The sequence below is a fragment of the Paracoccus sp. AK26 genome (genome assembly GCF_011801365.1).
Classification (GTDB): Bacteria; Pseudomonadota; Alphaproteobacteria; order Rhodobacterales; family Rhodobacteraceae; genus Paracoccus; species Paracoccus aerius.
Genome location: NZ_CP041041.1, coordinates 2,416,449 through 2,438,311, shown reverse-complemented (window position 1 = coordinate 2,438,311; position 21,863 = coordinate 2,416,449). Strand labels below are relative to the sequence as shown.

The following is a 21,863-nucleotide window of genomic DNA, read 5'->3' as shown; positions in this document are numbered from 1 at the left end:
CAGGGGTCATCCCCCTGTCCCCAACAAGACGAGGGATGGATGTCGCATTCGGTAGAGCTTGACGGGATCGGGATGAGCTTCGGGACCACGCGCGCGGTCAGCGACGTGTCCTTCACGGTCCAGCCGGGCGAGTTCTTTTCGATCCTGGGGCCCTCGGGCTGCGGCAAGACCACCATCCTGCGGATGATCGCCGGCTTTCTGGAGCCGACCGAGGGGCGCGTCCTGATCGGCGGCAAGGACATGCGCGGGCTGGGTCCGAACCAGCGGCCGACCGCGATGATCTTCCAGTCGCTGGCGCTGTTCCCGCTGATGCCGGTCTGGGAAAACATCGCCTTCGGGTTGGAAGCGCGCGGCCTGGGCAAGGCCGAGCGGCGCAAGCGCGCCGATGACCTGCTGCGGCTGATCGCGCTTGAGGGATACGGCGACAGGATGCCGGGCGAACTGTCGGGCGGGCAGCGCCAGCGTGTCGCCATTGCCCGCGCGCTTGCGGTGGAACCGGGCGTCCTGCTGCTGGACGAGCCGCTGTCGGCCCTGGATCTGAAGCTGCGCCAGCACATGCGGGCGGAACTGCGCGCGCTGCAGAAACGCACCGGCGTCACCTTCATCTATATCACCCATGACCAGTCCGAGGCGCTTGCCATGTCGGACCGCGTGGCGGTCATGTCGGCGGGCCTGCTGCAACAGGTCGCCACCCCGCGCCAGCTTTACGACAACCCCGCGACCCCCTTCGTCGCCCGCTTCGTGGGCGAGACGAACGCGATCACGGGCCGGGTCAGCGCCATCGGCGACGGCATCGCCCGCGTCGACACCGCGCTTGGTCCGCTGCATGGCCGCGCCGACGGCCAACTGGCCATCGGGCAGGGCGCGACACTCTATGTCCGGCCCGAGGCGCTGATGCCCGGTGTCGGCGCCAATACCCTGCGCGCCCGTGTCAGCCGCATGGATTTCGAGGGCGCCTTCGCCCTGATCCACGGCCAGTTCGCGGATGGGGCCGCGCTGACGGCGGCTGTGCCTTCGACCCGGCTGGCGGATGCCCCCGCGCCGGGCAGCGATTCCAGCTTCTTCTTCGCCCCCGAACATGCGGTGGTTCTGGCCGATGCGTGATCTTTACGCGCGCTTCGGGGGCGGGCTTGCGACGATCTTCCTGTCGCTGGTGCTGATCTGGCTGGCGGCCATGGTGCTGGCGCCGAACCTGATGATGATCGACTATGCCCTGCGCCCGAACCTGCCCCCCGCCCAGATCGGGACCGAGGCCGATGCCTGGTCGCTGGACAATTTCCTTTATCTGGCAAACGAAGGGGTGCATCGCGCGATCTTCTTCAAGACCATCTGGGCAAGCGCCCTGGTCGCGGCGGTGACGCTGGTCGTCTGCTATCCCATCGCCTTCTGGATGGCGCAGCGCGCGACTCCGGGGCAGTTGTCCGTCGCGCTGATGCTGGTCATCATCCCCTTCTTCATCAACGAGGTGTTGCGCACGCTGGCCTGGTTCATCCTGCTGGCCTATCGCGGGCCGCTGAACGCGGCGCTGCAGGGGATCGGGCTGATCGACGCGCCGATCCGCTGGCAGGGCGATGGCGGCGTGCTGGCGGGGATGGTCTATGCCTATATCCTGTTCATGCTGCTGCCGATCTATAACGCCATCGAAAGCCTTGACCGGTCGCAGCTTGAAGCCGCGCGCGATCTGGGATCGCCCACCTGGCGGACCCATTGGCGGGTCGTCATTCCGCATGCCAAGGCGGGCATCGCCACGGGCTGCGTCTTCACCTTCATGCTGGCCGCCGGATCCTATGTCGCGCCCGCGCTGCTGGGCAGCCCCGGCAGCCGCTGGTTCACCGAGATCATCTACAACTGGTTCTTCGAAGGGGGCGACTGGAACCGCGGCGCGGCCTATGCGCTGACGCTGCTGGTCCTGTGCCTGGCCGTGGTCCTGGTCACGCTGCGCATCGCGCGGGTCAACCTGACGGATGTGGCGAAATGACGGCGGACCGGATCTTTCGGGGACTGTTCGTCCTCTATCTGCTGGCTTTCGTGGCCTATCTGTTCGCGCCGCTGCTGATCATGGGGATCGCGGCCTTCAACGAAAGCCGCTTTCCGACGGTGATCCCCTGGCAGGGCACGACGCTGGACTGGTTCTCCGCGATGTGGGCGGACGCGGCGATGTGGAAGGCGCTGTGGACCTCGGCCATCGTGGCGGTGCTGGTGGTGGTCGTGGCGCTGCCGGTGGGCACGGCTGCCGCCCTGGTGCTGACGACGCTGCATTCGCGGGCGCGCAGCGTGGCCTATGCGGTGATGGTTTCGCCCCTGCTGACGCCGGGGGTGGTGATCGGGATCTCGACCCTGATCCTGTGGCGGCAGGTGGGCGTCGGCGGCGGGATCGCGCTGATCGTGGTGGCGCAGACGACCTTCATCATCTGCTATGTGATGCTGATGGTCATGGCCCGGCTGCAACGCTTCGACCGCACGCAGGAAGAAGCGGCCCTTGGCCTTGGCGCGTCGCGGGTGATGGTCTTCCGCCGGGTGCTGCTGCCCTTCCTGCGGCCTGCGCTGCTGGCATCCGGGGGACTTGCGATCCTGCAATCGGTGGAAAACTACAACACCACGCTGTTCGTGCGCGGGTTCGAGACGCCCCTGACCGTCTTCATCGCCACCAAGGTCCGCACGGGCCTGACGCCGGCCGTCAACGCCCTGGCCCTGGTCATCATTGCCGCCACGATCATCGGCGCCATCGCATACGAGATCGCCCGGCGCCGGCAGGTCACAGCGCGGCCGCGTCCCTGATCGGGCTGCGCGACATCTGCGCCACCGCGTCGCGCAGGCGCTTGGCCAGGGGCGACAAGGGGCGTCGCTTCAGGTCCAGCAGGAAATAGGGCGACACGCGAATGGGCCGGGGCGTCGGGATGATGGTGAAGCCCGCCCCCACGGGCGGCTGGATCAGAAGCTCTGCCACCTCGTGCGAGACCGGCGTGATCGCGTTGGTCTGCGCAAGATAGGCAATGGTCAGCAACAGCGAGGGGCTGTTGACGATGTTGGCGGGCTCGGACAGGCCCACGCCCGCAAAGGCCGCCAGCGTCGCCTCGCGGATGGGGGCGCCCCGCTGCTGCATGATCCATTCCTGGCCTGCCAGTTCGGTCAGCGTGACCAGTTGCGCCCGGGCAAGCGGGTGATCCGCGCGGGCCATAAGGGCCACCTTTTCGTCCGACATGGGCAGGATGTTGAAGCTGTCGCTGTCGAAATCCGGCAGGATGCGACCCAGCACGAAGTCCATCTCGCCGGCCGCCAGCTGCATCAGCAACTCTCGCGAAGGCATCACGTCCACGGTGATGTCGGCGCCGGGGCTTTCTTCCTTGATGCTGCGGATCGCGCTGACAAGATAGCTGATCGCAGGACCCGTCACCGCGCCGACCCGCACCGACCCGGCATAGCCGCCGCGCAGGGCATTCACGTCGGCCTCGATGCTGGCCATCTCGCGCAGGATGACGCGGGCGCGCCGCAGGACGGCGGTGCCGATCTCGGTCGGCTCCATCCCCTTGGGCTGGCGGGTGAACAAGGCGGCGCCGACCTGGCGTTCGGCATCGGCCAGCATCCGGGATGCGGCAGGTTGGGTCATGGCCAACTGGTCGGCCGCCATCTGCAACTGGCCATGCAGGGCGATTTCATGGACCAAACGAAGCTGGGCGGGTTTGAGCGCGCGAAATGACATATCTATTTGGGTATGCAGGGTGTCTATTTTCTCATTTTACCGTCATGCCACCTTTGCGCTACATCTTTCTGACCTTTGGAGGATGCGCGGCCACCGATGTCGCGCGCAGGGAGGATAAAGATGACGTTCAGAACCGCTGCGGTCGCATTGGCGATCGGGGTATCGTGGCTTGCGACCGGTGCCATGGCCGAAACCATCGGCATCGCCATGCCGACGAAATCCTCGGCCCGCTGGATCGACGACGGCAACAACATGGTCAAGCAGTTGCAGGAAGCAGGCTACGAGACCGACCTGCAATATGCCGAGGACGACATCCCGAACCAGTTGGCCCAGGTCGAGAACATGATCACCAAGGGCGTGGACGTCCTGGTGATCGCCGCCATCGACGGCACGACCCTGTCGAACGCCCTGGAGAACGCCGCCGCCGCCGACATCAAGGTCATCGCCTATGACCGCCTGATCCGCGGGTCCGAGCATGTCGACTATTACGCGACCTTCGACAACTTCAAGGTCGGCGTCCAGCAGGCGACCACGCTGGTTGACGGGTTGAAAGAGCGTTTCCCGGACGTGAAGCCCTGGAACGTGGAACTGTTCGGCGGCAGCCCCGACGACAACAACGCCTTCTTCTTCTATGACGGCGCGATGTCCGTGATCCAGCCGCTGATCGACGACGGATCCATCGTGATCGGATCCGGCCAGACCGGGATGGAGACCGTGGGCACGCTGCGCTGGGATCCGGCCGTGGCGCAGGCGCGCATGGACAACCTTCTGTCGTCGAACTATGCCGACAAGCAGGTCCATGGCGTGCTGTCGCCCTATGACGGGCTGTCCATCGGCATCCTGTCTTCGCTGAAGGGCGTGGGCTATGGTTCGGGGGACATGCAGATGCCGATCGTGACCGGCCAGGACGCCGAGGTCCAATCGGTCAAGTCCATCCAGGCGGACGAGCAGTATTCGACCATCTTCAAGGACACCCGCGAACTGGCCCGCGTCACCGTGGGGATGGTCGACGCCGTCCTGAAGGGCAGCGAGCCCGAGATCAACGACACCGAGACCTATGACAACGGCGTCAAGGTCGTGCCGTCCTATCTGCTGGAGCCGGTGCCGGTGACGAAGGCCAACATCAAGGAGGCTCTGGTCGATTCCGGTTACTACACCGAAGACCAGCTGAAGTGACCCTTGCGGGGCGGGCCGAAGCGTCCGCCCCCCGATCGACCGGCACCTTGGGAGGGGATGCGAATGACGAAGCTGAGACATATGCTGACCGTTGCCGCGATGGCGATGGCGGTTCCGCTGGCTGCGGTGGCGGCCGACGAGAAGGTGGGCATCTCGATGCCCGAGAAGGTCACCGCGCGCTGGGTCGCGGACGGTGAGAACATGGTCAAGCAGTTCCAGGAAGCCGGCTATCAGCCCGATCTGCAATATGCCAATGACGACATCCCGACGCAGCTGAGCCAGATCGAGAACATGATCACGACCGGCTCGAAGGTGCTGGTGATCGCGGCCCTTGACGGCACGACGCTGTCGAACGCGCTGGAAAACGCCGCCGCGTCCGACATCAAGGTCATCGCCTATGACCGCCTGATCCGGGACACGCCGAACGTCGACTATTACGCCACCTTCGACAACTTCAAGGTCGGCGTGATGCAGGGCACTTCGCTGGTGGAAGGCTTGAAGGAACGCTTCCCGGACCAGAAGCCCTGGAACGTGGAACTGTTCGGCGGCAGCCCGGACGACAACAACGCCTATTTCTTCTATGACGGCGCCATGAGCGTGCTGCAGCCGCTGATCGATTCGGGCGATATCGTGATCCCCTCAGGGCAGATGGGGCTGGACACGGTCGGCACGCTGCGGTGGGACGCGGCCACGGCGCAGGCGCGCATGGACAACATCCTGTCCGCGAACTACGGCGACAAGGAGGTTCATGGCGTCCTGTCGGCGAATGACGGGCTTGCGCGCGGGATCATCTCGTCCGTGAAGGGCGTGGGCTATGGCTCGGCCGACCTGCAGATGCCGATCATCACCGGCCAGGACGCCGAAATCCCCGGCATCAAGGCGATCATCGACGGCGAACAGTATTCGACGGTCTTCAAGGACACGCGCGAACTGGCCAAGGTTACAGTCGGCATGGTCAACGCCATGCTGGAGGGCACCGAGCCCGAGGTGAACGACACCGAGACCTATGACAACGGCGTCAAGGTCGTGCCGTCCTATCTGCTGGAGCCTGTCGCGGTCACGGCGGCGAACTGGAAAGAGGTTCTGGTCGATTCGGGCTATTACACCGAAGACCAGCTGAAGTAAGTCCCGGCGGTCCCGGCCCGCGCCGGGACCACCTCACGATGGGAGAAACACGATGACGGCCATCCTCGAGATGCAGGGCATCACCAAGACCTTTCCGGGCGTCAAGGCGCTGAGCAACGTGAACCTGTCGGTCCGCGAAGGCGAAATCCACGCGATCTGCGGCGAAAACGGTGCAGGCAAGTCTACGCTGATGAAGGTGCTGTCGGGTGTCTATCCCCACGGAAGCTATGACGGCGAGATCCTGTATGACGCCAAGCCCGCGCGCTTCCGCGACATCCGCGACAGCGAACATGCAGGCATCGTCATCATCCACCAGGAACTGGCCCTGGTCCCGCTGCTGTCGGTGGCCGAGAACCTGTTTCTGGGCAACGAGGTCGCCACGGGCGGCGTGATCAACTGGCCGCTGGCCTACCAGAAGACCGAAACGCTGCTGCGCAAGGTCGGCCTGACCGAGGCGCCGACCACAAAGGTGGAGAAGCTGGGTGTCGGCAAGCAGCAGCTTGTCGAAATCGCCAAGGCGCTTGCCAAGAACGTGCGCCTTCTGATCCTGGACGAACCGACCGCCGCGCTTCAGGAAAACGACAGCCAGAAGCTTCTGGACCTGATGCTGGAACTCAAGGCGCAGGGCGTCACGCAGATCATCATCAGCCACAAGCTGAACGAAATCCGCCGCGTCGCCGACCGCGTGACCGTGATCCGCGACGGCTCGACCGTATCCACGCTCGACCGGTCCGAGATCAACGAGGACCGCATCATCCGCGACATGGTCGGCCGCGACATGGCCAACCGTTATCCCGACCGCACGCCCCAGATCGGCGAAATGCTGATGGAGGTGCGGAACTGGTCGGTCATGCATCCCGAACAGCCCCGCCAGGTGATCCGCGACGTGTCCCTGTCCGTCCGCAAGGGCGAGATCGTGGGCATCGCGGGACTGATGGGATCGGGCCGCACCGAATTCGCCATGAGCCTGTTCGGCCGAAGCTATGGCCGCGACATCAAGGGCGAGGTGACCTTGGCGGGCGGCAAGCCCGACTTGTCCACCGTGTCCCGCGCCATCGAGGCCGGGCTGGCCTATGTGACCGAGGATCGCAAGGTCCTGGGCCTGATCCTGGACGAGCCGATCCTGCGCAACATCTCGCTGGCGAACCTGGAAGGGATCTCCAAGGGCTCGGTCCTGTCGCGGGGCCGCGAACAGCAGGTGGCCGAGAAATACCGCAAGGTCATGAACATCCGCACGCCCAGCGTGTTCCAGCGGGTCGTGAACCTGTCGGGCGGCAACCAGCAGAAGGTGGTGCTGTCCAAGTGGCTGTTCACCGACCCCAAGGTGCTGATCCTTGACGAACCCACCCGCGGCATCGACGTGGGCGCCAAGTTCGAAATCTACAACATCATGAACGAGCTTGCGGCCCAGGGCCACGGCGTCGTCATGATCAGCTCGGAGATGCCCGAGCTTCTGGGCATGTGCGATCGCATCTATGTCATGAACGAGGGCCGGATCGCCGGCGAGCTGGCCCGCGAACAGGCCAGCCAGGAACGGATCATGGCCCTGATCCTGCAAGACGGAATGAAGGGGGAGGCTGCATGAGCACCGCCGAAACGAACAAGCCTGCAACGTCAGGCATCGGCGCCCATCTGGGCAGCCATCTGCGCGAGAACGGGATGATGCTGGCGCTTGTCGCCATCGTGCTGTTCTTCTTCGTGATCGTGCGCGCGACCCAGGGGGTGGACTTCCTGTCGGCGCAGAACATCACCAACCTGTTCCTGCAGAACTCCTATGTCATCATCATGGCCCTGGGGATGCTGCTGGTGATCGTGGCGGGCCATATCGACCTGTCGGTCGGGTCGGTCGCGGCCTTCACAGGGGCGGTGGCATCGGTGCTGATGGTGCGGATGGGCCTGCCGGTGCTGGTGGTGATCCCGATCGTGCTGGTCGTGGGCGGGCTGATCGGTGCCGCGCAAGGATACTGGATCGCCTATTGGCGCATCCCGTCCTTCATCGTGACGCTGGCCGGGATGCTGGTCTTCCGCGGCCTGACCCTGTGGCTGCTGGGCGGCCAGAACATCGGTCCGTTCGAGCGGTCCTTCCAGTCGCTGTCCACCGGCTTCATCCCCGACCTGTTCGGCCCGGACAAGCCCAACTTCACCGCCCTGATCCTGGTCGCGGTGGCCGCCGCCGCGATCGTCTGGACCGGTATCCGTGGCCGCGCCCGCGAGGCCGAGTTCGGCATCACCCCCGAACCCGCGGGCTTCTTCTGGGCACGCAATGCCGTCGTGGTGGTCGCGCTTCTGTTCGTGGGCTGGAAGCTGGCCAGCTTCCGGGGCCTTCCGAACGTGCTGCTGGTCATGTCGGTCCTGATCGTCCTTTACGCCTTCTTCACCGAGTCTACGACCACAGGGCGGCGTATCTATGCCCTTGGCGGGAACGAGAAGGCAGCGAAGCTGTCGGGCATCAAGACTGAACGCCTGGTCTTCTTCACCTTTGTCAACATGGGCGTGCTGGCGTCGCTGGCCGGGATGATCGTCACGGCCCGGTTGAACAGCGCCACTCCCAAGGCCGGCGTCGGGTTCGAGCTTGACGTGATCGCTGCGGTCTTCATCGGCGGCGCGTCGATGTCGGGCGGGGTGGGGCGCATCATCGGGGTCGTGGTCGGCGCGCTGATCATGGGCGTGATGAACAACGGCATGTCGATCATGGGCATCGGCATCGACTACCAGCAGGTCATCAAGGGCCTGGTTCTGCTCGCCGCCGTGATCTTCGACGTCTACAACAAGAACAAGCAAGGCTAGAACCATGTTTCTGTCGCAACTGAAAAGCCCCGGCGGCGACCGGGTTGTCGCCGCACGCGAAAATGACAGCGCCTGGATCGTGCCTGGCGCGCGTTCCACCCGCGATCTGGCCCTGGCCGCCATCGCCGCAGGGCATGGCCTTGGGGCCGAGGTAAGGGCGCGCGGTCAGGGCGAGGCCGTCGATCTGGCCGCCGCCCTGGCCGAAGGCCGGGTGCTGCTGCCCCTGGACCACGATGATCCGGCGCACCTGCACCTGACCGGCACCGGGCTGACGCATCTGGGCAGCGCCGCAACGCGCAACTCGATGCACGCCAAGACGGACGCCGAGGCGCTGACCGACAGCATGAAGATGTTCCGCATGGGGCTGGAAGGGGGCAAGCCGCAGAACGGGGCCGCCGGCGTTCAGCCCGAATGGTTCTACAAGGGCAATGGCGTGAACGCGATCGCCCCCGGCGCGCCCCTGGTCTCGCCGGGCTTCGCCCTGGACGCAGGCGAGGAGCCGGAAATCGCTGGCCTTTACCTGATCGGTCCGGACGGGACGCCCTTCCGCCTGGGCTTTGCGCTGGCGAACGAGTTTTCCGACCATGTGACCGAACGCGGCAATTACCTGTGGCTGGCCCATTCCAAGCTGCGCCCGGCCAGCTATGGCCCCGAGATGCTGGTAGGCGATCTGCCGCAGCATGTGGAAGGCACCAGCCGCATCCTGCGCGACGGCCAGGCGATCTGGGAAAAGCCCTTCCTGTCGGGCGAATCCAACATGTCGCATTCGCTGGCGAACCTGGAACACCACCACTTCAAATATGCGCTGTTCCGCCAGCCGGGCGACGTGCATGTGCATTTCTTCGGCACCGCGACGCTGTCCTTCGCGGATGGCGTCAAGGCGCAGTCGGGCGATGTCTTCCAGATCGAGGCGCCCGCCTTCGGCCTGCCCCTGTCAAACCCGCTGGACCAGCAGCAGAACGGCGAAATCCCTGTCGCCGTCGCCACTCTCTAGAGGCTCAAGATGACGTTCAAACCCGCCCCCTGGCCCCGCCAGCTTCGTTCCCAGCACTGGTATGGCGGCACCTCGCGCGACACGATCTATCACCGCGGCTGGATGAAGAACCAGGGCTGGCCCCATGACCTGTTCGACGGGCGCCCCGTCATCGGCATCATGAACACCTGGTCCGACATGACCCCCTGCAACGGCCATCTGCGCGAACTGGCCGAGAAGGTGAAGGCGGGCGTCTGGGAGGCCGGCGGCTTCCCGGTCGAGGTTCCGGTCTTTTCCGCATCTGAAAACACCTTCCGCCCGACCGCGATGATGTTCCGCAACCTGGCCGCCCTTGCGGTCGAGGAAACGATGCGCGGCCAGCCCATCGACGGCGCGGTCCTGCTGGTCGGCTGCGACAAGACCACGCCGTCCCTGCTGATGGGCGCGGCGTCCACCGACATCCCGTCGATCGTCGTCACCGGCGGGCCGATGCTGAACGGATATTTCCGGGGCGAACGCGTCGGATCGGGCACGCATCTGTGGAAGTTTTCCGAGGCCGTGAAGGCCGGCGAGATGACGCAGGAGGAGTTCCTGGAGGCCGAGGCCTCCATGTCGCGGTCCACCGGCACCTGCAACACGATGGGCACGGCGTCCACAATGGCATCCATGGCCGAGGCGCTTGGCATGGCGTTGTCGGGCAATGCCGCGATCCCCGCCGTGGACAGCCGCCGCCGCGTGATGGCGCAACTGTCGGGCCGTCGGATCGTGCAGATGGTCAAGGACGACCTGAAGCCTTCCGACATCATGACGCGGCAGGCCTTCGAGAACGCCATCCGCACCAACGGCGCCATCGGCGGGTCCACCAATGCGGTGATCCACCTGCTGGCCATCGCGGGCCGGGTGGGCGTGGACATCACGCTGGATGACTGGGACCGCTGCGGGCGGGACGTCGCGACCATCGTGAACCTGATGCCATCGGGCCAATACCTGATGGAGGAGTTCTTCTATGCCGGCGGCCTGCCCGTCGTGCTGAAACGGCTGGGCGAGGCCGGGCTGCTGCACAAGGACGCGCTGACCGTCAGCGGCTCCTCGATCTGGGACGAGGTCAAGGATGTCGTCAACTGGAACGAGGACGTGATCCTGCCCGCCGACCGCCCGCTGATGGCCCAGGGCGGCATCGCCGTGCTGCGCGGCAACCTGGCGCCCAAGGGCGCGGTGCTGAAACCGTCCGCCGCCAGCCCGCATCTGCTGGTCCATCGCGGCCGCGCGGTCGTGTTCGAGGATATCGACGACTACAAGGCCCGGATCGAGGACGAGTCGCTTGATATCGACGAGACCTGCGTGATGGTGATGAAGAACTGCGGCCCCAAGGGCTATCCCGGCATGGCCGAGGTCGGCAACATGGGCCTGCCGCCCAAGGTGCTGCGCAAGGGCATAACCGACATGGTGCGGATTTCCGACGCGCGCATGTCGGGCACGGCCTACGGCACGGTTGTCCTGCACACTAGCCCCGAAGCCGCGGCAGGCGGCCCCTTGGCCGTGGTCCGAAACGGCGACATGATCGAACTGGACGTGCCGAACCGCCGCCTGCACCTGGACATTTCGGACGAGGAACTGGCCCTGCGCCTGGCCGAGTGGCGGCCCAGCCACGACCTGCCGGCCAGCGGCTATGCCTGGCTGCACCAGGCGCATGTGGAAGGGGCCGATACCGGGGCGGATCTGGACTTCCTCAAGGGCTGCCGCGGCAACCCGGTCGGACGGGACAGCCACTGATGAAGATCGCGTTGGTCGGCATCGGGAAGATCGCGCTGGACCAGCATGTGCCGGCGCTGAATGCCAGCCCGGACTGGGATCTGGCCGCGACCGTCAGCCGGAACGGCACGGTCGATGGCGTCGAGGCCTTCACGGACATCGACGCCATGCTGGAGGCGCGGCCCGACATCCCGGTGGTCAGCCTGTGCCTGCCGCCCGTGCCGCGGTTCGAGGCGGCGCAGGCGGTGCTGCGTGCGGGCCGCCACCTGATGCTGGAAAAGCCCCCCGGCGCCACCTTGGCCGAGGTCCACGCGCTGTGCGACTTGGCTGAACGGCAGGGTGTCACGATCTATGCCACCTGGCATTCGCGCATGGCGATGGCCGTGGCTGCCGCGCGCGACTGGCTGGCGGGCAAGACCGTCCACGAAGGCCGGATCACCTGGCGGGAAGACGTGCGCAAGTGGCATCCCGGCCAGGACTGGATTTTCGAGGCGGGCGGCATGGGCGTCTTCGATCCGGGGATCAACGCCTTGTCGATCCTGACCGCCATCCTGCCCCAGCCGGTGCGCCTGCTGTCCGCCGACCTGGACTTCCCGGCCAACCGGCAGGCACCAATCGCCGCGCGGTTGCAGTTCAGCCAGGGGATCGGCGCCGACTTCGACTTCCGCCAGGAAGGCCCGCAGACCTGGGACATGGAGTTCCAAACGGATGCCGGGCAGATGGCGCTGCGCATGGGCGGCAACCGGCTGGAAATCGACGGCCGGCATGTGCAGGGCGCCGACGACATCATGGGCGAATACCCCGCGCTTTATGCACGGATGGCAAAGCTGGTAGGCGAAGGAAAATCGGACGCGGACCTTGCGCCCATGGTCCTTGTGGCCGATGCCTTCACCCTCGGGCGGCGGAATACCGTCGCGGACTTCCAATTCTGAGGATAATGCAATGACCTTCACCCCCCACGGCAAACATCTGATCGCAGGCGAATGGCTGACGGGAGAGGGAACCTTCCGATCCTCGCCCGCCCACGGCCCTGTTCATGAATTCAGCGCGGGAACCGTGGATCTGGTCGACCGCGCCGTTCAGGCGGCCGAGGAAGCCTTTCTCGCCTATTCGGCGACCAGCCGCGAGGATCGGGCGCGCTTTCTTGAAGCCATCGCCGACCAGATCGAGGCGCGGGCCGAGGCCATGACCGCCATCGGCACGGCGGAAACCGGCCTCCCCGAGGGGCGGCTTCAGGGCGAACGCGGCCGCACGACCGGCCAGTTGCGGCTGTTCGCGGACCATATCCGCAAGGGCGACTACCTCGACCGCCGCGTCGACCCGGCGCTGCCCGACCGCCAGCCCCTGCCGCGTCCCGACCTGCGCCTGATGCAGCGGCCCATCGGCCCGGTCGCGGTCTTCGGCGCGTCGAACTTCCCGCTGGCCTTCTCGACCGCGGGCGGCGACACGGCCTCGGCGCTGGCCGCGGGCTGTCCGGTCGTCGTCAAGGGGCATCCCGCCCATCCCGGCACCGGGGAAATCGTGGCCGACGCCATCCATGCCGCGATCCAGGCGACCGGAATGCCGGCAGGCGTGTTCAGCTTCATCCACGGCGACAGCCATGCGGTCGGCGCGGCACTTGTGCAGCACCCGCTGATCAAGGCCGTGGGCTTCACCGGCAGCCTGCGCGGCGGCCGCGCCCTGTTCGACCTCTGCGCCGCCCGGCACGAGCCGATCCCCTTCTTCGGCGAATTGGGCAGCATCAACCCCGGCTTCGTCCTGCCCCATGCGCTTGCCGCGCGCGGCGCCAAGCTGGCCGAGGGCTGGTCGGGCAGCCTGACCATGGGTGCCGGCCAGTTCTGCACCAATCCCGGCCTGCTTGTGATGCCCAAGGGCGTGCTGGCCGACGCCTTTGCCAAGGCGGCAGGCGACATCGTGGCCAAGTCGGCACCGCAGATCATGCTGACCGACGGCATCGCCGAGGCCTATCGTGCGGGCGCCAATCGCGCCGCCGGGATCGCCACGCCGATCTTCGAGGGGGTCAGCGAGGGCCGCAACGCCCTGCCGTCGATCTACAAGACCACGGCCGAGGAATTCCTGCGCGACAACACCCTGGCAGAGGAGGTGTTCGGCCCGCTGGGAATCATCGTCACCGTGTCCGACGACCAGCAGATGCTGGACGTGGCCCTGGCGATGGAAGGTCAGTTGACCGCCACGCTGCACATGGATGACGGCGACACCGACCTGGCGCGGCGGCTGATGCCGATCCTGGAACAGAAGGCGGGCCGGATCCTGGCCAATGGCTGGCCCACCGGGGTCGAGGTCGCGGACGCGATGGTCCACGGCGGCCCTTATCCGGCATCGACCAATTTCGGCGCGACCAGCGTGGGGACCATGGCAATCCGCCGTTTCCTGCGCCCGGTCAGCTACCAGAACATCCCCGAGGCGCTGTTGCCCGAGGATTTGCGGGGCCTCTAGGCCCCGTAACCATTGCCCGGCAGGAGACCGGGCGATTTCAAGAGGGAGGAAAACCATGACCATCAAGACCCTGCTGGGCACAGCAGCATTCCTGGCCGTCTCGGCCACCGGCGCCTTTGCCGAAGGCGAGACGGTCGGCTTCTCGCAGATCGGATCGGAATCCGGCTGGCGGGCGGCCGAAACCACGCTGACCCGGCAGCAGGCCGAGGAACGCGGCATCCAGCTGCAATTCTCGGATGCGCAGCAGAAGCAGGAAAACCAGATCGCCGCGATCCGGTCCTTCGTGGCCCAGGGCGTGGACGCCATCCTGCTGGCCCCGGTCGTGGCCACCGGCTGGGATTCGGTCCTGCAGGAAGCCAAGGAGGCCGAGATCCCGGTGGTCCTGCTGGACCGTCAGGTGGACAGCTCCGAGGACCTCTACCTGACCGCCGTGGGCTCGAACCTGGTCCATGAGGGCGAAGTCGCCGGCGAATGGCTGGTGAACGAGGTCGGCGACCGCGAATGCCGCATCGTCGAATTGCAGGGCACCACCGGCTCCAGCCCCGCCATCGACCGCAAGACCGGCTTCGAAAACGCTATCAAGGACCACGCCAACCTGTCCATCGTCCGCAGCCAGACCGGCGACTTTACCCGCGCCCTGGGCAAGGAAGTGATGGAAAGCTTCATCCAGGCCGAAAACGGCGGCCGCGACATCTGCGCGCTTTACGCCCATAACGACGACATGGCGGTGGGCGCGATCCAGGCCATCAAGGAAGCCGGACTGAAGCCCGGCGAGGACATCCTTGTCGTGTCCATCGACGCCGTTCCGGACATCTTCAAGGCCATGGCCGACGGAGAGGCCAATGCCACGGTCGAACTGACGCCCAACATGGCCGGTCCCGCCTTCGACGCGCTTGAAGCCTATTGGGCCGATGGCACGATGCCGCCGAAGTTCATCCAGACCGAATCGAAGCTGTTCACCCAGGCTGACGATCCGGCGGGCGAATACGAACGCCGCAAGGGCCTGGGCTACTGACGCCCTTTCGCCGGGCCGCCCCCGTGGCCCGGCATCCATCCCGAAGGGAGGCGTCATGCTGCTGACCATCCGGTCCCTGACCAAGACCTTTCCCGGCACGCTTGCGCTTGACGAGGTCGATTTCGACCTCCGCGCGGGCGAGGTTCATGCCCTTCTGGGCGAAAACGGCGCCGGCAAGTCCACGCTGATCAAGTGCCTGACCGGCGCCTATCGCCGCGATGGGGGCACCGTCCTGCTGGACGAGGCCGAGATCGATCCCCGGTCCACCGCCCATGCGCAGGAACTGGGCATCGGCACCGTCTATCAGGAAGTGAACCTGCTGGCGAACCTGACCGTTGCGCAGAACCTGATGTTCGGCCGCGAGCCGCGTCGCTTCGGCCTGATCGACGGCCGGGCGATGCGCAGGCAGGCCCGCGCGATGCTGGCGCAATACGGCCTGGATCTGGACGTGGACCGCGACCTGGGCACCTATTCGGTGGCGATCCAGCAGATCATCGCCATTGCCCGCGCCGTCGCCCTGTCGGGCAAGGTGCTGATCCTGGACGAACCCACCGCCAGCCTTGACGCGGCCGAGGTGCGGATGGTCTTCGACGTGGTGCGGTCCTTGCGCGAACGCGGCCTCGGGATCGTCTTCGTGTCGCATTTCTTGGATCAGGTCTTCGAGCTGACCGATCGGGTGACCGTGCTGCGCAACGGCCGCAAGATCGTGACCGCCGACACCGCCAGCCTGGACCGCGTGCGCCTGATCGAACACATGCTGGGCCGGGAACTGGAGGATGCCACCGCGCACGAGGCGATCGCGCGCGGTCCCCGCCCGCCGATGCTGGATTTCAGCGGCCTGGGGCGGCGCGGCACCATCGAACCCTTCGACCTGGCAGTCGGTCAGGGCGAGGTCGTGGGCCTGGCGGGCCTTCTGGGGTCGGGGCGCACCGAATCCGCCGAACTGCTGTTCGGGTTGCGCAACGCCCATTCCGGCACCGCAACCGACCAGCAGGGGCCGCTGGACCTGCGCAGCCCCCGCAGCGCCATCGCGGCAGGCTTCGGCTTCGTCCCCGAGGAACGAAAGACCGACGGCATCGTGGCCGACCTGTCCATCCGAGAGAACATCATCCTGGGCCTTCAAGCCAGGCGCGGTTGGGCGCGGCCCATCCCGCGCGCCGAACAGAACCGGCTGGCCGACGACTATATCAAGCGGCTGGACATCCGCACCTCGGGCCGGGAAAAGCGCATCGGCGAACTGTCGGGGGGCAACCAGCAAAAGGTCGTGCTGGCCCGCTGGCTGGCGATGAACCCGCGCTTCCTGATCCTGGACGAACCGACCCGCGGCATCGACGTGGGCGCCCATGCCGAGATCGTCCGCCTGATCCATCAGCTGGTCGATCAGGGCATGTCGCTTTTGGTCATCAGCAGCGAGATCGATGAACTGATCGCCGTGTCCGACCGCGTGATCGTGCTGCGCGACCGCCGCCATGTCGCCGAACTGACAGGCGACGAGATCGCCCCCGGCCGCATCATGCAGGCCATTGCCGCCACGGAGGCCGCATGACGGAGCTGCTGAAACGCCTTGCCCCGCAACTGATGGCCCTGGCCGCCCTGGTGGCGGTGGTGACGGCCTTCTATCCGGGCTTTCTCGACATCCAGATGAACGACGGGCGGCTGGTCGGGCCGGTCATCGACGTGCTGAAGCGCGCAGCCCCCGTGGCCCTGCTGGCGGTCGGCATGACGCTGGTGATCGCCACGCGCGGGATCGACCTGTCGGTCGGCACGATCATGGCGATCTGCGGCGCGGTCGCGGCATCCGCCGTGGCCTCGGGCTGGGGGCTGCCGGCCGCGCTGCTGCTGGCCCTGGGCGCCGGCGCGCTTGCCGGGCTTTGGAACGGCACGCTTGTGGCGGTGGTGGGCATCCAGCCCTTCGTCGCCACGCTGATCCTGATGACCATGGGGCGCGGCGTCGCCCAGTTGATCACCGAAGGGCGCATCCTGACCTTCACCGATCCGGGCTTCGGCTGGATCGGGTCGGGGGTGGTGCTGGGCCTGCCGGTGCCCACGGGGATCTGGATCGCCACCGCGATTGCCGCCGCAGCCCTGATGCGCCGCACCGCCCTTGGCCTGCTGGTCGAGGCGATCGGCGTCAACCGCCGCGCCAGCACCCTGGCCGGGGTGAATGCGACCGTCCTGCTGATCGCGGTCTATGTGGCATCCGGCCTTTGCGCGGCCTTGGCGGGGCTGATCGTGACAGCCGACATCCGCGGCGCGGATGCCAACAATGCCGGGCTGTGGCTGGAACTGGACGCGATCCTGGCCGTGGTGATCGGGGGCAATTCGCTGCTGGGCGGGCGCTTCTCCATCGCGGCCTCGATCATCGGGGCGCTGATCATCACCACCATCAGCATCGGCATCCGGCTGATCGGCTTTCCGTCGGAATACAACCTCATCATCAAGGCCGGGCTGGTGCTGGTGATCCTGGTCCTGCAATCGCCCCGCATCAGCGCCGAATGGCGCCTGTGGCGCGACAGCCACCGCGCAAGCCGCGACGCCACACTTCGGAGGCAGGCATGAACACCCGCGCGCTGCCGCTTTACGTCACCATCGGGATCTTCCTGCTGGCCTATCTGGTCTTCTGGCTGCAATTCCCGAACATCCTGTCCACGCGGGTCGTCGGAAACCTGCTGACCGACAACGCCTATCTGGGCATCGTCGCGGTCGGCATGACGCTGGTGATCCTGTCCGGCGGCATCGACCTGTCCGTCGGATCGGTCATCGCCTTTTCCGGGGTCTTCATCGCGGTCCTGCTGCGCGATACCGGGCTGCATCCGCTGGCCGTCTTTGCCCTGCTGCTGATGCTGACCACCGCCTTCGGCGCGGGCATGGGATTCCTGATCGACCGGCTGGCCATGCCCGCCTTCATCGTCACGCTTGCGGGCATGTTCCTGGCACGAGGCGCGGCCTATATCCTGTCCATCGATTCCGTGCCGATCCAGCATCCTTTCTATCAGGCGCTGCAGGGGGCGTACTGGCTGATGCCCGGCAAGGGGCGGCTGACGCTGATCGGCGTGCTGATGGTCCTGACCTTCGTTCTTGGCATGATCGTCGCCCACAAGACCCGCTTCGGCGCCTCCGTCTATGCCCTGGGCGGGGGCGAGGCCGCGGCGCGGCTGATGGGCGTCCGGCAAGGGCGCACGACCGTGCTGGTCTATGCCTTTTCGGGGGCGATGGCGGGACTGTCGGGCATCGTCTTCTCGGTCTATACCGGATCGGGCTATTCGCTGGCGACGGTGGGGACGGAACTGACGGCCATTGCCGCCGTGGTCATTGGCGGGACGCTGCTGACGGGGGGCGCGGGCTATATGTTCGGGACCTTCGTGGGCGTGCTGACGATGGGCCTGATCCAGACCTATATCGTCTTCGACGGCAGCCTGTCGTCCTGGTGGACCAAGATCGTCATCGGGATCCTTCTGCTGGCCTTCATCCTGCTGCAAAAGGGCCTGCTGAAACTGTCGCAGATGCGGCTGGCCCAGGAAGCCACAAGGGGAACATGATGATCCACGACAACCGCCAATGCCAGTTGGGCGAGGGGGCCTTCTGGCACCCCGAGCGCCAGCAGTTCTTCTGGTTCGACATCAAGGGCAAGCGGCTCTTGTCGCAGCAGGCGGACGGATCGCCGCTGGAATGGCGCTTTGACCGCATGGCCTCGGCCGCGGGCTGGATCGACCGGGACCGGCTGCTGATCGCCACGGAAACGGGTCTGGCGATCCTGTCGCTGGCCGACGGAGCCTTGACTGATGTCGCGGCGGTCGAGGCGGACAATCCCGCCACACGGTCGAACGACGGCCGCGCGGACCCGCAAGGCGGCTTCTGGTTCAGCACGATGGGCCGGAACGGCGAGCCGGGCCTTGGCGCGATCTATCGCTTCTACCGGGGCGAGGTGCGCAGGCTGGTGGACCCCATCACCATCCCGAACGCGATCTGCTTCTCGCCCGATGGGGCGACCGTGCATTATTCGGACACCGACCGCAGCATTGTCTGGCGGCAGGGGCTGGACGGGGATGGCTGGCCTGTGGGCGAGCCGCGGGTGTTCCTTGACCTGTCCGCGCAGGACTGGTCGCCCGATGGCGCGGTCACGGACGCGGATGGCGGTTTCTGCTGCGCGATCTGGGGGCAGGGGGCGGTGGTCCGCTTTGACGCCCAAGGGCAGCAAACCCATCGTTTCGACGTGGACGGGCGGCAATCATCCTGTCCTTCCTTCGGCGGCGCGGACCTGTCCGACCTGCTGGTGACGACCGCCTTTGACGGGATCGAGGATCCCGACCCGGCCCAGGGCAAGACCTATCTGGTGCAGACCGGCCTGACCGGCCGTCCGGAACCCCGGGTGATCCTGTGAGCGGCTGGACCCTGCCCGACGGGCGCAAGGTCGACCGCCTGACGCTGACCGGGGGCGGGCTGACGGCGCAGGTGCTGACGCTGGGCGCGACGGTGCAGGATCTGCGGATGGACGGCGTCGATCATTCTCTGGTCCTGGGTTGCCCGGATCCGGCGGATTACCTGGGCGACGGGATCTACATGGGCGCGATCGTCGGGCGCTTCGCCAACCGCATCGGTGGTGCGCGCTTTACCCTGGACGGGCAGGAATACCGGACCGACCCCAACTTCAAGGAACGCCACACGCTGCACGGCGGATCGCGCGGGACCAACTGGCATCTGTGGCAGGTCGAGGAGGCCCGCGACGACAATGCCATCCTGTCGCTGGCCCTGCCGGACGGGGACATGGGCTTTCCCGGCGCCATGACCATCCGCGTCCGGATCACCCTGCGCGACGGCGGACTGGTCTTCGACATCGAAGCCCAGGCCGACGCGCCGACGCCATGCAACCTGGCGCATCATGGCTACTTCAACCTCGACGGCGGGGGCGATGTGCGCAACCACCTCCTGCGCGTCGCGGCAGACCGCTATCTGCCCGTCGACGACGACCTGATCCCGCTGCCGGGCACGGCACCCGTCCAGGGCACGCGCTTCGATTTCCGCCAGGCCCGAGAGATCGTGCCGGGGGAATACGACCACAACTTCTGCCTGTCCGATGGCCCGGCCGCCCCGCGCGTGGTCGCGGACCTGACCGGGCAAAGCGGCATCCGGATGCAGATCGAGACGGACCAGCCGGGATTGCAGGTCTATGATGGCGTGCATTTCGGCGGGCTTTCGGGGCTGGACGGCCGCAGCTATGACCGGTTCGCAGGCGTGGCCCTGGAAACGCAGGGCTGGCCCGACGCGCCGAACCGCCCCGACTATCCGGGTGCGATCCTGCGGCCCGGCCAGGTTTATCGCCACCACGCGGCCTACCGGTTCAGCCGATGACGGCGCTGATCGGCATCGACTGGGGCACCACCTCGTTCCGCGCCTGGCGGATGGGCGCGGGTGGCGAGGTGCTGGACCGCGTGGACGACGGTCCGGGCATTCTTGCCGCGGCCGGTTTGCCAGGCGGATTCCGCCAAGCCATGCAGGACCGGATCGGCAGTTGGCTGGGAACGGCTCCGGTCATCGCCTCGGGGATGATCACCAGCCGCAACGGCTGGATCGAGACGCCCTATCTGCCGCTGCCCCTTGATGCTGCGGCCCTGGCCGCGAACCTGACCCTGCACGAGGGCATCCACTTCGTGACCGGCGCGGTCAGCGACCCCGACGGCCCCGCCCCCGACGTGATGCGCGGCGAGGAAACCGAGATCATCGGTCATCTGTCGGGCGGAGGCGGGGACGGGCTGTTCGTCCTGCCCGGCACCCACAGCAAATGGGCACGGGCCGAGGGTGGCGCGCTGACCGGCTTTCGCACGGTCATGACAGGTGAGGTCTTCGGGGCGCTGCGCGACCATACCATCCTGGGCCGGCTGATCCAGCCGGGGCCTGGCAGCGAGGATGCCTTCCGCCGGGGGGTCGAGGCGGGACGGCAGGACGGGGCGCTGCTGGGGCGCATCTTCTCGGCCCGGACGCTGGCCTTGATGGACCGGCTGGCCCCGGACCAGGTCGCGGATTACCTGTCCGGCCTGCTGATCGGGGACGAGGTCGCGCAAGGCACGCGGGACGCCGGTGGCCCGGTCACGATCATCGGGCGGGGCGATCTGGCGCTGCGCTATCAGACGGCCTTCGCGGTGCTGGGCATCGCGGCGCGGATCACGCCGCCGGGCATGGCGCAGCGGGGGCTTTGGGAAATCGCCCGAATGGGGAAACTTGCATGACCGACCTCGACACAGCCTTTGCCGCGAACCCGATGATCGCGATCCTGCGGGGTCTGCGCCCGGATGAGGCCGCGGAAACCGCAAGCGCCCTGACCGGGGCGGGCTTCACGATCCTTGAAGTGCCGCTGAACTCGCCCGATCCGCTGGACAGCATCGCCCGCATGGTTGCCGCCGCCCCCGATGCGGTCGTCGGCGCGGGCACGGTTCTGACGGCCGAACAGGTGCGCGCCGTGGCGGATGCCGGGGGGCGCATCATCATCGCCCCCAATTTCGACCCGCGCGTCGCCGCCGAGGCGCGGCGGCTGAACCTCGCCTATTGCCCCGGCGTCGGCACCGTCAGCGAAGCCTTTGGCGCCCTCGAAGCCGGTGCCGCCGCCCTGAAGCTGTTCCCGGCCGAGATGATCCCCCCTGCTGCCGTCAAGGCCATGCGGGCGGTGCTGCCGCGCGAGGCGCGGCTGCTGCCCGTGGGCGGGATCGCGCCCGACACGATGGCGGTCTATCTGCGCGCGGGGGCGAACGGCTTCGGGTTGGGATCGGCGCTTTACAAGCCGGGGCAGGCGGCGGCCGAGACAGGCGAAAAGGCCCGCGCCTTCATGGACGCCTGGTCGGCCTTGCAGGACTGACCGCGCAAGGGACATCTACGACTTAAGTGAT

20 protein-coding genes are annotated in these 21,863 nt (G+C 66.8%); 19 read left to right on the top strand and 1 reads right to left on the bottom strand.

The genetic code is table 11. The features are described from left to right. Positions 1 to 39 precede the first annotated feature (39 nt). The 3 genes from FIU66_RS12120 to FIU66_RS12110 are packed head-to-tail and all read left to right on the top strand — an operon-like array spanning position 40 to position 2,778. Positions 40 to 1,104 (top strand): ABC transporter ATP-binding protein, encoded by a 1,065-nt coding sequence (locus FIU66_RS12120; RefSeq protein WP_167623008.1) that lies wholly within the window; start codon positions 40 to 42, stop codon positions 1,102 to 1,104. Continuing rightward, the gene (locus FIU66_RS12115) at positions 1,097 to 1,978 is read left to right on the top strand and encodes an ABC transporter permease (protein ID WP_167623007.1); all 882 of its coding nucleotides are present in this window, start codon (positions 1,097 to 1,099) and stop codon (positions 1,976 to 1,978) included. Before FIU66_RS12120 ends, FIU66_RS12115 begins: the two co-directional genes overlap by 8 nt. Then, positions 1,975 to 2,778, top strand: a complete 804-nt coding sequence (locus FIU66_RS12110) for an ABC transporter permease (protein ID WP_167623006.1) — start codon at positions 1,975 to 1,977, stop codon at positions 2,776 to 2,778. The genes FIU66_RS12115 and FIU66_RS12110 overlap by 4 nt, the downstream gene beginning before the upstream one ends. On the opposite strand, the gene FIU66_RS12105 is transcribed toward FIU66_RS12110, so the two are convergent. Continuing rightward, on the bottom strand, positions 2,756 to 3,700 hold the full coding sequence (locus FIU66_RS12105) for a LysR family transcriptional regulator (RefSeq protein ID WP_167623005.1): 945 nt from the start codon (positions 3,698 to 3,700) through the stop codon (positions 2,756 to 2,758). The genes FIU66_RS12110 and FIU66_RS12105 overlap by 23 nt on opposite strands. Positions 3,701 to 3,820: 120 nt before the next feature. Here FIU66_RS12105 and chvE (FIU66_RS12100) point away from each other — a divergent pair, with 120 nt between their 5' ends. The 16 genes from chvE (FIU66_RS12100) to FIU66_RS12025 all read left to right on the top strand — a co-directional run bounded on the left by chvE (FIU66_RS12100) (position 3,821) and on the right by FIU66_RS12025 (position 21,832). After that, entirely contained in the window at positions 3,821 to 4,876 is a 1,056-nt protein-coding gene (gene chvE, locus FIU66_RS12100) for a multiple monosaccharide ABC transporter substrate-binding protein (RefSeq protein WP_167623004.1), read from the top strand. Between the two features lie 63 nt (positions 4,877 to 4,939). After that, entirely contained in the window at positions 4,940 to 6,001 is a 1,062-nt protein-coding gene (gene chvE, locus FIU66_RS12095) for a multiple monosaccharide ABC transporter substrate-binding protein (RefSeq protein WP_304611212.1), read from the top strand. Between the two features lie 52 nt (positions 6,002 to 6,053). Continuing rightward, positions 6,054 to 7,586, top strand: a complete 1,533-nt coding sequence (gene mmsA, locus FIU66_RS12090) for a multiple monosaccharide ABC transporter ATP-binding protein (protein ID WP_167623002.1) — start codon at positions 6,054 to 6,056, stop codon at positions 7,584 to 7,586. Further along, the gene (mmsB, locus tag FIU66_RS12085; RefSeq protein WP_167623001.1) at positions 7,583 to 8,788 is read left to right on the top strand and encodes a multiple monosaccharide ABC transporter permease; all 1,206 of its coding nucleotides are present in this window, start codon (positions 7,583 to 7,585) and stop codon (positions 8,786 to 8,788) included. The genes mmsA and mmsB overlap by 4 nt, the downstream gene beginning before the upstream one ends. A 4-nt stretch (positions 8,789 to 8,792) precedes the next feature. Beyond that, positions 8,793 to 9,782, top strand: coding sequence for an AraD1 family protein (gene araD1 / locus FIU66_RS12080; RefSeq protein ID WP_167623000.1), 990 nt, complete (start codon positions 8,793 to 8,795; stop codon positions 9,780 to 9,782). A gap of 9 nt (positions 9,783 to 9,791) precedes the next feature. Next, positions 9,792 to 11,534 carry an L-arabinonate dehydratase gene (gene araD, locus FIU66_RS12075; RefSeq protein WP_167622999.1) on the top strand — a complete coding sequence of 581 codons (1,743 nt, stop codon included), beginning with the start codon at positions 9,792 to 9,794 and terminating at the stop codon, positions 11,532 to 11,534. After that, complete coding sequence (locus FIU66_RS12070) at positions 11,534 to 12,445, top strand: Gfo/Idh/MocA family protein (RefSeq protein WP_167622998.1); 912 nt, start codon at positions 11,534 to 11,536, stop codon at positions 12,443 to 12,445. The genes araD and FIU66_RS12070 overlap by 1 nt, the downstream gene beginning before the upstream one ends. A 10-nt stretch (positions 12,446 to 12,455) precedes the next feature. Beyond that, positions 12,456 to 13,970, top strand: a complete 1,515-nt coding sequence (locus tag FIU66_RS12065; RefSeq protein ID WP_167622997.1) for an aldehyde dehydrogenase (NADP(+)) — start codon at positions 12,456 to 12,458, stop codon at positions 13,968 to 13,970. A gap of 55 nt (positions 13,971 to 14,025) precedes the next feature. Then, complete coding sequence (gene ytfQ / locus FIU66_RS12060; protein WP_167622996.1) at positions 14,026 to 14,985, top strand: galactofuranose ABC transporter, galactofuranose-binding protein YtfQ; 960 nt, start codon at positions 14,026 to 14,028, stop codon at positions 14,983 to 14,985. A gap of 55 nt (positions 14,986 to 15,040) precedes the next feature. Further along, positions 15,041 to 16,531, top strand: a complete 1,491-nt coding sequence (locus FIU66_RS12055) for a sugar ABC transporter ATP-binding protein (protein ID WP_167622995.1) — start codon at positions 15,041 to 15,043, stop codon at positions 16,529 to 16,531. Further along, complete coding sequence (locus FIU66_RS12050; protein WP_167622994.1) at positions 16,528 to 17,544, top strand: ABC transporter permease; 1,017 nt, start codon at positions 16,528 to 16,530, stop codon at positions 17,542 to 17,544. The genes FIU66_RS12055 and FIU66_RS12050 overlap by 4 nt, the downstream gene beginning before the upstream one ends. Next, positions 17,541 to 18,524, top strand: coding sequence for a galactofuranose ABC transporter, permease protein YjfF (gene yjfF / locus FIU66_RS12045; protein ID WP_167622993.1), 984 nt, complete (start codon positions 17,541 to 17,543; stop codon positions 18,522 to 18,524). The genes FIU66_RS12050 and yjfF overlap by 4 nt, the downstream gene beginning before the upstream one ends. Continuing rightward, a complete protein-coding gene (locus FIU66_RS12040) occupies positions 18,521 to 19,366 on the top strand; it encodes an SMP-30/gluconolactonase/LRE family protein (protein WP_167622992.1) in 846 nt (281 codons plus the stop codon). Before yjfF ends, FIU66_RS12040 begins: the two co-directional genes overlap by 4 nt. Then, positions 19,363 to 20,334, top strand: coding sequence for an aldose epimerase family protein (locus tag FIU66_RS12035; RefSeq protein WP_167622991.1), 972 nt, complete (start codon positions 19,363 to 19,365; stop codon positions 20,332 to 20,334). Before FIU66_RS12040 ends, FIU66_RS12035 begins: the two co-directional genes overlap by 4 nt. Beyond that, entirely contained in the window at positions 20,331 to 21,209 is an 879-nt protein-coding gene (locus FIU66_RS12030; protein WP_167622990.1) for a 2-dehydro-3-deoxygalactonokinase, read from the top strand. Before FIU66_RS12035 ends, FIU66_RS12030 begins: the two co-directional genes overlap by 4 nt. Continuing rightward, on the top strand, positions 21,206 to 21,832 hold the full coding sequence (locus tag FIU66_RS12025) for a 2-dehydro-3-deoxy-6-phosphogalactonate aldolase (protein WP_167622989.1): 627 nt from the start codon (positions 21,206 to 21,208) through the stop codon (positions 21,830 to 21,832). The genes FIU66_RS12030 and FIU66_RS12025 overlap by 4 nt, the downstream gene beginning before the upstream one ends. Positions 21,833 to 21,863 lie beyond the last annotated feature (31 nt).

Bases quoted from the DNA above. Each gene is read 5' to 3' on its own strand.
- ytfQ (WP_167622996.1), top strand. From the start codon at position 14,026: ATGACCATCAAGACCCTGCTGGGCACAGCAGCATTCCTGGCCGTCTCG.
- FIU66_RS12055 (WP_167622995.1), top strand. From the start codon at position 15,041: ATGCTGCTGACCATCCGGTCCCTGACCAAGACCTTTCCCGGCACGCTT.
- araD1 (WP_167623000.1), top strand. From the start codon at position 8,793: ATGTTTCTGTCGCAACTGAAAAGCCCCGGCGGCGACCGGGTTGTCGCC.
- chvE (WP_167623004.1), top strand. From the start codon at position 3,821: ATGACGTTCAGAACCGCTGCGGTCGCATTGGCGATCGGGGTATCGTGG.
- FIU66_RS12030 (WP_167622990.1), top strand. From the start codon at position 20,331: ATGACGGCGCTGATCGGCATCGACTGGGGCACCACCTCGTTCCGCGCC.
- araD (WP_167622999.1), top strand. From the start codon at position 9,792: ATGACGTTCAAACCCGCCCCCTGGCCCCGCCAGCTTCGTTCCCAGCAC.
- FIU66_RS12070 (WP_167622998.1), top strand. From the start codon at position 11,534: ATGAAGATCGCGTTGGTCGGCATCGGGAAGATCGCGCTGGACCAGCAT.
- mmsB (WP_167623001.1), top strand. From the start codon at position 7,583: ATGAGCACCGCCGAAACGAACAAGCCTGCAACGTCAGGCATCGGCGCC.
- FIU66_RS12050 (WP_167622994.1), top strand. From the start codon at position 16,528: ATGACGGAGCTGCTGAAACGCCTTGCCCCGCAACTGATGGCCCTGGCC.
- mmsA (WP_167623002.1), top strand. From the start codon at position 6,054: ATGACGGCCATCCTCGAGATGCAGGGCATCACCAAGACCTTTCCGGGC.
- FIU66_RS12025 (WP_167622989.1), top strand. From the start codon at position 21,206: ATGACCGACCTCGACACAGCCTTTGCCGCGAACCCGATGATCGCGATC.
- chvE (WP_304611212.1), top strand. From the start codon at position 4,940: ATGACGAAGCTGAGACATATGCTGACCGTTGCCGCGATGGCGATGGCG.
- FIU66_RS12115 (WP_167623007.1), top strand. From the start codon at position 1,097: ATGCGTGATCTTTACGCGCGCTTCGGGGGCGGGCTTGCGACGATCTTC.
- FIU66_RS12040 (WP_167622992.1), top strand. From the start codon at position 18,521: ATGATGATCCACGACAACCGCCAATGCCAGTTGGGCGAGGGGGCCTTC.
- yjfF (WP_167622993.1), top strand. From the start codon at position 17,541: ATGAACACCCGCGCGCTGCCGCTTTACGTCACCATCGGGATCTTCCTG.
- FIU66_RS12105 (WP_167623005.1), bottom strand. From the start codon at position 3,700: ATGTCATTTCGCGCGCTCAAACCCGCCCAGCTTCGTTTGGTCCATGAA.
- FIU66_RS12110 (WP_167623006.1), top strand. From the start codon at position 1,975: ATGACGGCGGACCGGATCTTTCGGGGACTGTTCGTCCTCTATCTGCTG.
- FIU66_RS12065 (WP_167622997.1), top strand. From the start codon at position 12,456: ATGACCTTCACCCCCCACGGCAAACATCTGATCGCAGGCGAATGGCTG.
- FIU66_RS12120 (WP_167623008.1), top strand. From the start codon at position 40: ATGTCGCATTCGGTAGAGCTTGACGGGATCGGGATGAGCTTCGGGACC.